The organism is Streptomyces sp. NPDC051183 (genome assembly GCF_040682455.1).
Taxonomy (GTDB): domain Bacteria; phylum Actinomycetota; class Actinomycetes; order Streptomycetales; family Streptomycetaceae; genus Streptomyces.
Genome location: NZ_JBFBBA010000037.1, coordinates 15,563 through 27,875, shown reverse-complemented (window position 1 = coordinate 27,875; position 12,313 = coordinate 15,563). Strand labels below are relative to the sequence as shown.

The window sequence follows — 12,313 nt, the reverse complement described above, 5'->3', positions numbered from 1 at the left end:
GGCCCCTCGTGCGTACGCGTGGGCGGTCGATCGCGCCGGGACTAGCCGAGTGCGAGCTTGACCATGTCCGCCTGCGGACCCTTCTGGCCCTGCGAGATCTCGAACTCGACCCGCTGACCCTCTTCAAGGGTGCGGTACCCGTCCATCTGGATGGCGCTGTAGTGGACGAACACATCCGCACCACCGTCGACCGCGATGAAGCCGTAGCCCTTCTCCGCGTTGAACCACTTGACGGTGCCCTGAGCCATGCCTAACTCCCCTATTACTGGCCCTTGCGCAGGACCGCACTTCGCGGTCCCGGGTCAGAACTTGCGCCGGAACGCCTCGACCGGGGCTGAATGTATCCGCACCGCTGCTGTCTGCAACAGGTCAATCCGACGAGAATTCTGGACACGGGGAAAGATTGAAATAGAGTGAAAAGCTGGCATCTTCCAGGGCAACTCGGACCCGGCATAGCACCGCAAACAGCCCATACGGCACTTGCATGTTGACTCAATGTCAACCCTCATGCGACCCGCTCATATGCGGCGGGCAAGAACAGCGGAGGGGACTTCCCCAACCCTACCGCGCCCAACCAAGCAGAATTGCCCCCTCCGCTTATTAGCGGAGGGGGCAATTCTAGATTTTACGTGCCAGCCGGACGCCGGCCGGCCGGGATCAGCCGCCCGCGACGGCCGGAATGATCGAGATGCCGGCGCCTTCCGGCGTCACCGTCTGCAGTCCGCCCTCGAAACGCACGTCGTCGTCGTTGACGTAGACGTTCACGAAGCGGCGCAGCTTGCCCTGGTCGTCCAGGACGCGCGCGGCGATGCCCGGGTGGCTCTTCTCCAGGGACTCGATGACCTCGGCGAGGGTCGCGCCCTCGGCGGGGACCTCGGCCTTGCCGCCGGTGTAGGTGCGCAGGATGGTGGGGATGCGGACGTTGACGCTCATGGCGCTTCTGCCTTTCCGGTGTGCAGGGAGAGAGGATCAGACCAGGCCGGCGGCGCGGAACGCGTCCAGGCTCGGGCGGATGGTGGCGGTCTGCCCGCTGTCCGCGGCCACCGCCTCCAGGGTCTTGAGGCCGTCGCCGGTGTTCAGGACCACGGTGGTCAGCGCCGGGTCGAGCTGCCCGTTCTCGATGAGCTTCTTCGTCACGCCGACGGTCACGCCGCCCGCGGTCTCGGCGAAGATGCCCTCGGTCTGCGCCAGGATCTTGATGGCCTCGACGACCTGCTCGTCGTTGACGTCCTCGACGTAGCCGCCGGTGCGGCGGGCGATGTCCAGGACGTACGGGCCGTCCGCCGGGTTGCCGATGGCCAGCGACTTGGCGATGGTGTTCGGCTTCTGCGGGCGGACCACCTCGTGACCGGCCTTGAAGGCGGTGGACACCGGGGAGCAGCCCTCGGCCTGGGCGCCGAAGATCTTGTACGGCTTGTCCTCGACCAGGCCGAGCTTGATCAGCTCCTGCAGACCCTTGTCGATCTTCGTCAGCTGCGAGCCGGACGCGATCGGGATCACGATCTGGTCGGGCAGCTGCCAGCCGAGCTGCTCGCAGATCTCGTACGCCAGGGTCTTGGAGCCCTCGCCGTAGTACGGGCGGAGGTTGACGTTGACGAAGCCCCAGCCCTCGCCCAGCGGGTCGCCGATGAGCTCCGAGCAGAAGCGGTTGACGTCGTCGTAGTTGCCCTCGATGCCGACCAGGTCGCCGCCGTACACACCGGCCATGACGACCTTGCCCTGCTCCAGGTCGTGCGGGATGAACACGCACGAGCGGAAGCCGGCCCGGGCGGCCGCGGCGCCGACGGCGCCGGCCAGGTTGCCGGTGGAGGAGCAGGAGAGCGTGGTGAAGCCGAAGGCGCGGGCGGCCTCGACGGCGATGGCCACGACGCGGTCCTTGAAGGAGTGCGTCGGGTTGCCGGAGTCGTCCTTGACGTAGAGCTTGCCGGTGACGCCGAGCTCCTTGGCCAGGTTGGCCGCGTCCACGAGCTTGGTGAAGCCGGGGTTCAGGCTCGGCTTGGAGGCCACGTCCGCGGGGACGGGCAGCAGCGGCGCGTAGCGCCAGATGTTCTGGGGTCCGGCCTCGATCGCCGCGCGCAGCGCCTCGGGGTCACCGAGGGGGAGGTCGTAGGCGACTTCCAGCGGTCCGAAACACTCGGCGCAGGCGAAGATCGGACCGAGCTCGAAGCGGGTTCCGCACTCGCGGCAGGAAAGGCCGGTGGCAGGTCCGAGATCGACAGAGGTGGGAGCAGTCTGTGCAGCCATGATGGCGAGGCCCTTTCTCCTCATCTTCCCCATGGCGCACTTCGCCATGAGACGGAATTGGCACCTTCCCTAGCCGGGGACCTCGCGGGAGTGCGCAAAAACGCATCGCGAGAACCGACTGGAGGGTTGCCGGGGCTTCAACGGGCCGTGTCCCTCTGCCCCTCTGGATGAGCGGTATGGCACCGGCACACGCGCTCTATGGCGCGCCGGTGCGTTTGTACGCGGGGACCCCCGGCATGCGGTGGACCTTCGCGTTGTTCAAGACTGTAACCGAAGGCCCGGGCGGTTGAGACAGCCGTCCGAACCGCGAGATGGATCACATTTCGGTCCAAACCAGTAATGAACCCGATGATGAACCAGGGAGTGCAGAAGGTGCTGGAAGAGGTGGAGCGCTGGCTGGCAGACCGCTCCTGGTCCGCCGCCGACCGACCGCTCGACCAGCTGCTTTCCGCCAAGCGGGCAGCGGGGACCACGGTCAGCGTGGTGCTGCCCGCGCTCGACGAGGAAGCGACGGTCGGCGATATCGTCGAGGTGATCCGGCGCGATCTGATCGAGGGACTGCCCGTCCCCCTGGTGGACGAGCTGGTCGTGATCGACTCGGGCTCCACCGACGGCACCGCGGAGGTCGCGGCGAAGGCCGGCGCCCGGGTGGTGCACCGCGACGAGATCCTGCCGCGGATCCCGGCCCTGCACGGCAAGGGCGAGGTGCTGTGGCGCTCGCTGCTGGTCACCACCGGCGACATCGTGTGCTTCGTCGACGCCGACCTGCGCGACTTCTCCGCCGCCTTCGTGTCCGGGATCGTGGGCCCGCTGCTGACCGATCCGGACGTGCAGTTCGTCAAGGCGATGTACGACCGTCCGCTCGGCGACGCCCCCGGCCAGGGCGGGCGGGTCACCGAGCTGGTGGCGCGCCCGCTGCTCAACCTCCACTGGCCGAGACTCGCCGGTTTCGTACAGCCCCTGGGCGGTGAGTACGCCGTACGCCGCTCCCTGCTGGAGCGGCTGCCCTTCCCCGTGGGGTACGGGGTCGAGCTGGGCCTGCTGGTGGACGCGCTGCACACGGTCGGGCTCGACGCGCTGGCCCAGGTGGACGTGGGGGTACGCCTGCACCGCCACCAGGACGGCCAGGCGCTGGGCCGGATGGCCGCGGCGATCTACCGCACGGCCCAGCTGCGGCTCTCGCGCGGGCACCTCGTACGGCCGGAGCTGACCCAGTTCGATCGGGGCCCGGACGGCTTCGTCCCGCACACGTACGCGGTGGACACCGAGGAGCGGCCGCCGATGCGCGACATCGAGGAGTACGCGCGCCGTCGTGTGGCGTAACCGGGGAAAACGCCCGGGAGGAACTGACGTTTGAGCGGGCACGGGCCGGGCTAGGTTCGCCGCATGGCTTCTCAGGTACTCGTCGCCGCCAACCGCGGCCCGCTCTCGTACGCCCTGGCCGCCGACGGCACGCTCAGCGCCCGGCGCGGCGGGGGCGGACTCGTCTCCGGTCTCTCGGCGGCCCTGGCCGAGCAGCCGCAGGCGCTGTGGATCTGCGCCGCGCTGTCGGACGCGGACCGGGAGGCGGTGCGCAGGGGCGTCGCCGAGCCAGGGGTCCGGATGCTGGACATCGATCCCGAGGTGTACGACGACGCGTACAACGGCATCGCGAACTCGGTGCTGTGGTTCACCCACCACCACCTGTACGACGTCCCGCGCGAGCCGGTCTTCGACGCGGAGTTCCGGCGGCGGTGGGCGTCGTACGTGCGGTACAACCGGGCCTTCGCCGAGGCTCTCGCGCAGGAGGCGGCGCAGGGGGCCCGCGTCCTGGTGCAGGACTACCACCTGGCGCTGGTGCCGGGTGCGCTGCGCGAGCTGCGGCCGGACCTGCGGATCGGGCACTTCACGCACACGCCGTGGGCTTCGCGGGACTTCCTGGGCATGCTCCCGGACGACGTCCGGGAGCAGCTGCTGCGGGGGATGCTCGGTGCGGACCGGCTGGGGTTCCACACGTCGCAGTGGGCGGAGAACTTCCTGAGCTGCTGCCCGGCCGGGCAGCGGACGGAGGTGTCCGCGTACCCGCTGGGCGTGGACGCGGACGAACTGCGGGCGCTGGCGCACCGGCCGGAGGTGGACGACAAGCTGGCCGGGCTGCGGGCGGAGGTCGGGGACCTGAAGACGATCGTGCGGGTGGACCGGACCGAGCTGTCGAAGAACATCCTGCGCGGCCTGCTGGCGTACCGGGAGCTGCTGACGGCCCGCCCCGAGTGGCGCGGGCGGGTGGTGCACCTGGCCTCCGCCTATCCGTCGCGGCAGGACCTGGCGGTGTACCGGGCGTACACGGAGTCGGTCGCGGAGCTGGCGGCGGAGATCAACGCGGAGTTCGGCACGGCGGACTGGCAGCCGGTGCTGGTGTCGGTGCAGGACGACTTCGCGCGCTCGCTGGCGGCGTACCGGATGGCGGACGTGGCACTGGTGAACCCGGTGCGGGACGGGATGAACCTGGTGGCGAAGGAGATCCCGGTGGTGTCGGAGGCGGGCTGCGCGCTGGTGCTGTCGACCGGGGCGGGGGCGTACGAGGAGCTCCGCGAGGACGCGCTGACGGTGAACCCGTACGACGTGACACAGACGGCGCAGGCCCTGCACGCGGCGCTGTCCATGCCGGCGGCGGAGCGCGCCGAGCGCACGAAGCGGCTCGCGGCGGCCGCCGTTGCGCTCCCCCCGGCCCAGTGGTTCGCCGCGCAGCTCACCGCCCTCAGCACTTAGGGGGTCCGCTGCCGTGTCCGGCTCCGCCGGGCGGCACCCCCGAGGCGCGGCCCCCCGCGGGCTCCGCCCGGACCCGCGCCTCAAACGCCGGCGGGGCTGGAACTCGCCGGGCTGCAATTGCGCGGCGGCGCTGCAGTTGCGCTTCGCGCAATCCAGCCGCACCGGGCGGGCGGCATCAGCCGAAATCCAGCCCCGCCGGCGTTTGAGGCGCGGGGTACGGGGCGGAGCCCCGCAACGGCGCCGCACGGGCAGGGGCCGGTCAGCCCACAGGGCAGCGGCCTCACGGGCAGGGGCCGGTCAGCCCCGCAGGGCAGCGGCCTCACGGGCAGGGGCCGGTCAGCCCCGCAGGGCGACGGCCTCACGGGCAGGGGCCGGTCAGCCCCGCAGGGCGACGGCCAGGCGCGACAGGAGCGCGACGACCTGCGCGGGCCCGTCGAGGACGAGATCGGCACGGGCGGCCAGCTCCGGGACCTCCGCCGAGCCGCTGCACACCAGCAGCCCCGGCATGCCGTCGGTCCGGAGCTTCTCCACCGCCGAGTACGCCGCGAGGTCGCCCAGGTCGTCGCCGGCGTACAGCACGGCCTCCGCGCCCGTCTCGGCCAGGTACTCCGACAGCGCCACGCCCTTGTCCATGCCCGGCGGCCTCAGCTCCAGTACGGCACGGCCCGGCTCGACCATCAGCCCGTGCCGCGCGGCGAGTTCGGCCAGGGGTTCGCGCAGGGCCTCGAAGGCCGCGGACGGGTCGGCCGCCCGCCGGGTGTGGACCGCGAGCGCCCGGCCCTTCTCCTCGATCCAGGTCCCGCGCCACGCGCCGATCGCGTCCAGGAAGCCCGGCAGCTCGGCCCGTACGGCCGCCACCCCGGGGTGCTCGGCCGGCGCGTGCACGATCCCGGACACCGCGTCCCACCGCTCGGCCCCGTAGTGGCCCAGCACCACCAGGTGCTCCAGGCCGGAGACGCCGGCGAAGCCCCCGTAGCGGACCGCGACCCCGGCGGGCCGTCCGGTGACCACGGCCACCGACGCGACCTCGGGGGCCAGCGCGGCGAGTGCGGGGACGGCACCGGGGTGGGCGCGCGCCTGGTCCGGGTCCGGGACGATCTCGGCGAGGGTGCCGTCGAAGTCGAGGGCGACCACGGAGCGCCGGGGTACCCGGAGGAGGGCTTCGAGTCCCTCGCGTCCGGCAACGGTGACGGGCATCGGCAGGTCGTGCGGATGGCTCCCCATACGCACGACCCTAACGGCCGAGCGGGGCGACGGCTACGGCGCGGACCACGTCCGCGGCGAGCGCCCCCGACCCGTCATCTCCGGGCCCGCTGGGCCTCGCGGATCCGCCGCAGCCGGTTCACCGTGCCCGGCGCGTGCTCCAGGGCCCGGGGGTCGTCCATCAGCGCGTTGATCAGCTGGTAGTACCGGACCGGGGCCATCCCCAGTCCTTCCCGTATGGCCCGCTCCTTGGCCCCGGGCCCCGGCCAGGTGCGGCCTTCGTAGGCGAGCACGGCCGCTTCCTCAGCGGTCAGCCGCCCCTCGTCCGTCATACGGCCAGATTAACGCCGCCGGCTGACACCCGGGTTTCAGCGGGGGTCGGCGGCCCGCGCCGCGCCCGCGATGTCCTCCAGGACCTTCGCGGGCTGCCCGCCCGGCTGCACGCTCTTGCCGATGTTCTGCTTGACGTCCTCGCTCACGGCCGCCCAGGACTTCTTGCCGACCGGGTACAGCCGTGCGCTGGGCAGCGCCTGGAGGAAGGTCTTCAGCTGCGTCTGCGAGGCCCCGGCGGCGGCGTCCATCGCCCGGTAGCCGCTCGTGGTGACCGGCAGCAGGTCGTACTTGCCGGTGAAGGCCGTCACGTTCTTGGCCTGGTAGAGGTAGTCCAGGAACTTCCCGGACTCCGTGCGGTGTCCGTTCTTGAACGCCATCACCCAGTCGGCGACGCCCATCGCCGAGTGCTCGGTCCCGTCGATCGTCGGCATGGCGGTCATGCCGAACTTCACGCCCTTCTCCCCGGCCTGCTTCAGGAGCGTCGGGTGCCCGTTGAGCATGCCGGCCTCGCCCCGCGTGAAGGCGTCGAAGGCGGCCTGCCGGTCCAGCTTCCCGGGCTCGACGGCGCCGGTCAGGCCCTGCCCGACCAGCTTGTCGCGCAGGAACTCGAAGGTCTTGACGTTCTCCGGGGAGTCGATCGCGTACGACTCCTCGTTGTCGGTGTAGCCGCCGCCTCCCGCGAGCAGCCACATCATCGTCTCGGCCTGTGCCTCCTCGCGGCCCAGCGGCAGCGCGAAGGGGGTCTGCACGCCGGCGGCCTTGAGCTTCTTGGCGGCCGCTTCGAGGTCCGCCCAGCTCTTGGGCTGCCAGCCGGTCTTGGCGTCCTTGGGTATGACGCCGGCGTCCGTCAGCAGCTTCTCGTTGTAGAAGAGCAGCCGGGTGCTGGCGACGAAGGGCAGCCCGTACTGGACGCGCTTGACCTTGCCCGCGTCGGCGAGCGGCGCCAGGAAGTCGGCCTCGGTCTGTACGGAGAGCAGTTCGTCGGCGGTGTACAGCTTGCCGTCGGCGGCGTAGTCGGCGTAGGCGCCGATCTGCGCGATGTCGGGGGCCTTGCCCGCCTTGACCATCTCGGCGACCTTGGCGTCGACCTCCGACCAGGAGTAGACGCTGACCTCGACGTTGATTCCCGGGTGTTCCTTCTCGAAGGACTCCGAGAGTTCCTTCCAGTAGGCCGCGGAGGAGTTCTGCGGATTGTCCCCGTAGTCGGCCGCCACGACCCGCAGGGTCACCTCGTTGTCACCGGTGAGGCTCGACACGGCCCCGCAGCCCGTCAGCGTCACAGCGGTCAGACACAGTGCGGTGCCGGACACGGCCAGGCTCAGGTAACGGCCCTTCACAGTTCTCTTGCCACCCCTTGTTGTACGTACGATCCACGTAAGGTCTACACCACTTTGGCGGCTCCGCCACATCCGGACGGCACCCCTCCCCCGGCTCTCCCCCGCCTCCCCCCTGCCTCTTCACGCCCTCTCCTCCGCTTCTGCCCAGGGCAGCGCGCGGACCTTGGTCCCGATTTTGTATGGCGACTCAACAATCCCTCCTCAGTGGACTAGACCTTTCCCCTTCCAGCACGCGAGACTGTCACCCGTGAAACCCGTTGAACACGTCATCGCCCTCGATGTGGGCGGCACTGGGATGAAGGCCGCCCTCGTCGCCGCCGACGGCCTCCTGCTCCACGAGGCGCGCCGCGCCACCGGCCGTGAGCGGGGCGCCGAAGCCGTCGTCGAGACGATCCAGGACTTCGCCGCCGAGCTCCTCGACCTCGGCCGCGAGCGCTACGGAACGGTCGCCTCGGCCGCCGGGGTCGCCGTCCCCGGCATCGTCGACGCCGAGAACGGGATCGCCGTCTACGCGGCGAACCTGGGCTGGCGCGACGTACCGATGCGCGAACTGCTCAGCAGACGCCTGGGCGGCATCCCGGTCGCCCTCGGCCACGACGTGCGCACGGGCGGACTCGCCGAGGGCCGCATCGGCGCGGGCCGCGGCGCCGACCGGTTCCTCTTCGTCCCGCTCGGCACCGGCATCGCCGGCGCCATCGGCATCGCCGGCCGCATCGAGGCGGGCGCCCACGGCTACGCGGGCGAGATCGGCCACATCGTGGTCCGCCCCGGCGGCCCCGCCTGCGGCTGCGGCCAGCACGGCTGCCTGGAGACCCTCGCCTCCGCCTCCGCCGTCAGCCGCGCCTGGGCGAGCGCCTCCGGCGACCCCGAGGCCGACGCCGCGGACTGCGCCAAGGCCGTCGAATCCGGCGACGAGCGCGCCCACGAGGTCTGGCTGACCGCCATCGGCGCACTCGCGGACGGGCTGGTCACCGCGATCACCCTGCTGGACCCGCGCACGCTGATCATCGGTGGCGGGCTCGCCGAGGCCGGGGAAACCTTGTTCACACCACTACGGAAGGCCGTCGAGGAGCGCGTGACGTTCCAGCGGCTGCCCCACATCGTTCCGGCGGCCCTCGGGGACACCGCCGGTTGCCTGGGCGCAGGGCTGCTCGCCTGGGACCTACTCGCCACGGAGGTACCTGCCTGATGTCCGGAAGCGCTCACAGCACCGTCCTGTCCGGCGCCGACGTGGTGCTGCCCACCGGGACCGTGGCGGGCGGCCGCGTCATCGTCGACGGCGACCGCATCGCCGGCAGCGCCCGCGAGGACGCACGCGTCGTCGACCTCTCCGGCCACTGGATCGTCCCCGGCTTCGTGGACATGCACAACCACGGCGGCGGCGGCGCGTCCTTCACCTCCGGCACCGCCGAGGAGATCCTCAAGGGAGTACGGACCCACCGCGAGCACGGCACCACCACCCTGGTCGCGTCCACCGTCACCGGCGAACTCGACGAACTGGCCCGCCGCGCCGGACTGCTGGCCGAACTGACCCAGCAGGGCGAGATCGCGGGCATCCACTTCGAGGGGCCGTTCATCAACCCCTGCCGCAAGGGCGCGCACAAGGAGGACCTGCTCCGCGACCCCGACCCGGCCGAGGTCCGCAAGCTGGTCGACGCCTCGCACGGGACCGCCCGGATGTTCACCCTCGCCACCGAACTGCCGGGCGGCCTGGACTCCGTACGGCTGCTGGCGGAGCACGGGGTGATCGCCGCGATCGGGCACACGGACTCCACCTACGACCAGACGCGCCAGGCCATCGACGCGGGCGCGACCGTGGCCACCCACCTCTACAACGCGATGCCGGGCATGGAGCACCGCGCGCCCGGCCCCATCGCGGCGCTGCTGGAGGACGAGCGGGTCACCGTCGAGCTGATCAACGACGGCACGCACCTGCACCCGGCCATGCTGGAGCTGGCCTTCCACCACGCGGGCGCGCACCGGGTGGCGCTGATCACCGACGCGATGGACGCCGCCGGCTTCGGAGACGGGATCTACCACCTCGGTCCGCTGGAGGTCGAGGTCAAGGAGGGCGTGGCCCGCCTCGTCGAGGGCGGCTCGATCGCCGGCTCCACCCTGACCCTGGACACTGCCTTCAAGCGGTCGGTGACCCTGGACAGGCTCCCCGTCGAGTCCGTGGTCCAGGCGATCTCCGCCAACCCGGCCAAGCTTCTCGGCCTGTACGACCAGGTCGGCTCGCTGGAGCCCGGGAAGTACGCGGACCTGGTGGTCCTGGACGCCGCCTTCGACGTCAAGGGCGTCATGCGGCGCGGCGAATGGATCGTCAACCCGCTGGGCCGAACCACGGCCTGACGGCGGATCCGGCAGGAGATCCGACGGCCAAGCGGCTGGACGTACGAGGGCGGTCGGCCCGGAGGACTGGGCCGACCGCCTTCTGTTTGGCATGATCCCGGCAGCAACAGACCCGGGGGTGGCCCATGATCCTGACCGTGACGCTCAACACCGCGCTCGACGTCACCTATCGCGTGCCGAGGCTGCACCCGCACACCTCGCACCGGGTCACCGGCGTCACCGAACGCCCCGGCGGCAAGGGACTCAACGTCGCCCGGGTGCTGGCGGCACTCGGCCACGAGGTGACGGCGACGGGCTTCGCCGGCGGCCGCACGGGCGCGGTCGTACGCGAACTGCTCGCCGACTGCCCCGGGGTGTCGGACGCCCTGGTCCCCTGCGCGGGCACCACCCGGCGCACCCTGGCCGTGGTCGACGAGGGCTCGGGCGACACCACGCAGTTCAACGAGCCGGGCCCGCTGATCGCCTCCGCCGAGTGGTCCGCGTTCCTCGCCCGGTACGAGGAGCTGGTCGCGGACGCCCGCGCGGTGGCCCTGTGCGGCAGCCTGCCCCCGGGCGTGCCGGTCGGCGCGTACGCCGTCCTCGTACGGGCGGCCCGCGCGGCCGGCGCACCCGTCCTGCTCGACACCAGCGGCGAGGCCCTGCGCCGCGGGGTCGCCGCCCGCCCGGAGATGATCAAGCCGAACTCCGCCGAGCTGGCCGAGCTGACCGGCTCCCGGGACCCGCTGCCCGCCACGCGCGACGCCCGGCGCCGGGGCGCCCACGCGGTGGTCACCTCGCTCGGCCCGGACGGGCTGCTCGCCGCCACCGCTCAGGGCACGTGGCAGGCCGCCCCGCCGCGCGCGCTGTCCGGCAACCCCACCGGGGCCGGCGACTCCGCGGTCGCGGGCCTGCTCTCGGCCCTCGCCGAGGGCCTGGACTGGCCGGCCCGGCTGGTCCGCGCGGTCGCCCTCTCGGCGGCCACGGTCCACGCCCCGGCGGCGGGAGAATTCGACCCCCGCACCTATGAGGAGGTGCGGGGGTCGGTGAAGGTCACGCCGGTGGACTGAGCCGGGTCAGCCCTGCTCCAGCCACAGCTGGTCGAGGGCGACCTCGCACTGGTTGCCCGCCTCGCAGGACACCTTGACGTTGTTCGTGCCCTTCTTCAGGGTCACGATCGAGTAGGTGTTGGTCCAGCCCTTGTCCCACTCGCCGGGCTTGGCGTTGCTGAAGTTCTTCATGTTGATCGGGCGGGACTGCACCTCGCCGTTGACGGTCAGCGTGGTGCTGGCGTCCTTGCCCGGCACCCCGTAGATCATCTTCAGCTTGTACGAGCCCGCCTTGGCGACGTCCACGGTCCAGGTGACGGCCGCGCCGGGCTGGTTGAAGTTGCCGACGTACTGGCCGCCCGCGCTCTTCGCCCCCGGCACCACGTTCATCAGGATCGCGCCGCCCGACAGGGCCATGCCGGCGCCCGAGGCGTCGGCCTTCGGCAGCGGCGCCTCCGAGGCCGACGGGGAACCGCTCGGCTGCGGGCTGGCGGAGTTCTGCGGCGGGGCGGACTGGTTCTGCCCGTTCGCGTTGCTGTCGCCCTTGTCCTTGTCCTTGTCGCCGAAGGCCAGGGCCGCGCCGATGCCGATCACGACCGCGCCGACCACCGCGACCGCCGCGATGAGCAGACCCCTGCGGCTGGAACCGCCGCCGCCGTGGCCGCCCGGGGCGGCCATCTGCTGGGTGTAGTGCTGCGGAGGCTGCGGGGGCTGCTGCTGCGGCGGGACGCCGTAGCCGCCCGCCTGGAGCGCCTCCGGGGCCTGGTACTGCGCCTGGTAGGGGGCGGGCTGCTGCGCGCCGCCGCCCTGCTGCTGGGGAACGGGGCCGCGCTGGCCGCCGTAGGTCCGCTCGCCGACCGTGCGCACCTGGTGGTGCGAGGTGCGGGGGACGCCGGGCTGCGCGCCGGGGTGACCTCCGACCGTGGAACCGGGGTAGCCGTATCCACCGCCCTGGGCGGGCGGGGTGGCACCGGCGGCCTGGCCGTCCGCGTAGAGGTAGCCGAACGGATCGTCGGCCTCGGGCTTGTTCGCCCCACCGTCCGGGTTGTTGTTCGCGGGCGTCGTCATCGC

At 71.9% G+C, this 12,313-nt stretch carries 12 protein-coding genes and 1 riboswitch; of the genes, 5 read left to right on the top strand and 7 right to left on the bottom strand.

Features of this window, described 5'->3' with window-relative positions; genetic code table 11:
* Positions 1 to 41: 41 nt before the first annotated feature.
* From AB0M99_RS28255 to thrC, 3 genes are all read right to left on the bottom strand, one after another.
* On the bottom strand, positions 42 to 248 hold the full coding sequence (locus AB0M99_RS28255) for a cold-shock protein (RefSeq protein ID WP_030009783.1): 207 nt from the start codon (positions 246 to 248) through the stop codon (positions 42 to 44).
* A 409-nt stretch (positions 249 to 657) separates the two neighbouring features.
* Positions 658 to 933 (bottom strand): MoaD/ThiS family protein, encoded by a 276-nt coding sequence (locus AB0M99_RS28250; RefSeq protein WP_365925231.1) that lies wholly within the window; start codon positions 931 to 933, stop codon positions 658 to 660.
* 36 nt (positions 934 to 969) lie between these two features.
* Positions 970 to 2,268 carry a threonine synthase gene (thrC, locus tag AB0M99_RS28245; protein WP_365925228.1) on the bottom strand — a complete coding sequence of 433 codons (1,299 nt, stop codon included), beginning with the start codon at positions 2,266 to 2,268 and terminating at the stop codon, positions 970 to 972.
* Positions 2,262 to 2,418: riboswitch (SAM riboswitch) on the bottom strand. Its footprint overlaps the gene before it by 7 nt.
* 198 nt (positions 2,419 to 2,616) lie before the next feature.
* Between thrC and AB0M99_RS28240 the strand changes: the two genes are divergently transcribed.
* Entirely contained in the window at positions 2,617 to 3,567 is a 951-nt protein-coding gene (locus AB0M99_RS28240) for a glucosyl-3-phosphoglycerate synthase (RefSeq protein WP_365925351.1), read from the top strand.
* Between the two features lie 63 nt (positions 3,568 to 3,630).
* Entirely contained in the window at positions 3,631 to 4,992 is a 1,362-nt protein-coding gene (locus tag AB0M99_RS28235) for a trehalose-6-phosphate synthase (protein ID WP_365925226.1), read from the top strand.
* A 375-nt stretch (positions 4,993 to 5,367) separates the two neighbouring features.
* On the opposite strand, the gene otsB is transcribed toward AB0M99_RS28235, so the two are convergent.
* The 3 genes from otsB to AB0M99_RS28220 form a co-directional block, all read right to left on the bottom strand.
* Positions 5,368 to 6,216, bottom strand: a complete 849-nt coding sequence (gene otsB / locus AB0M99_RS28230; RefSeq protein WP_365925224.1) for a trehalose-phosphatase — start codon at positions 6,214 to 6,216, stop codon at positions 5,368 to 5,370.
* Between the two features lie 74 nt (positions 6,217 to 6,290).
* Positions 6,291 to 6,527 carry a DUF3263 domain-containing protein gene (locus tag AB0M99_RS28225; RefSeq protein WP_365925222.1) on the bottom strand — a complete coding sequence of 79 codons (237 nt, stop codon included), beginning with the start codon at positions 6,525 to 6,527 and terminating at the stop codon, positions 6,291 to 6,293.
* Between the two features lie 36 nt (positions 6,528 to 6,563).
* A complete protein-coding gene (locus AB0M99_RS28220) occupies positions 6,564 to 7,865 on the bottom strand; it encodes an extracellular solute-binding protein (RefSeq protein WP_365925220.1) in 1,302 nt (433 codons plus the stop codon).
* A 295-nt stretch (positions 7,866 to 8,160) separates the two neighbouring features.
* Here AB0M99_RS28220 and AB0M99_RS28215 point away from each other — a divergent pair, with 295 nt between their 5' ends.
* From AB0M99_RS28215 to AB0M99_RS28205, 3 genes are all read left to right on the top strand, one after another.
* Positions 8,161 to 9,054 carry an ROK family protein gene (locus tag AB0M99_RS28215; protein WP_365925349.1) on the top strand — a complete coding sequence of 298 codons (894 nt, stop codon included), beginning with the start codon at positions 8,161 to 8,163 and terminating at the stop codon, positions 9,052 to 9,054.
* A complete protein-coding gene (nagA, locus tag AB0M99_RS28210) occupies positions 9,054 to 10,217 on the top strand; it encodes an N-acetylglucosamine-6-phosphate deacetylase (protein WP_365925218.1) in 1,164 nt (387 codons plus the stop codon). Before AB0M99_RS28215 ends, nagA begins: the two co-directional genes overlap by 1 nt.
* 125 nt (positions 10,218 to 10,342) lie before the next feature.
* The gene (locus AB0M99_RS28205; protein WP_365925216.1) at positions 10,343 to 11,263 is read left to right on the top strand and encodes a 1-phosphofructokinase family hexose kinase; all 921 of its coding nucleotides are present in this window, start codon (positions 10,343 to 10,345) and stop codon (positions 11,261 to 11,263) included.
* Between the two features lie 6 nt (positions 11,264 to 11,269).
* Here AB0M99_RS28205 and AB0M99_RS28200 read toward each other — a convergent pair whose 3' ends face one another.
* Positions 11,270 to 12,310 carry a CBM35 domain-containing protein gene (locus AB0M99_RS28200; RefSeq protein WP_365925214.1) on the bottom strand — a complete coding sequence of 347 codons (1,041 nt, stop codon included), beginning with the start codon at positions 12,308 to 12,310 and terminating at the stop codon, positions 11,270 to 11,272.
* Positions 12,311 to 12,313: the final 3 nt, after the last annotated feature.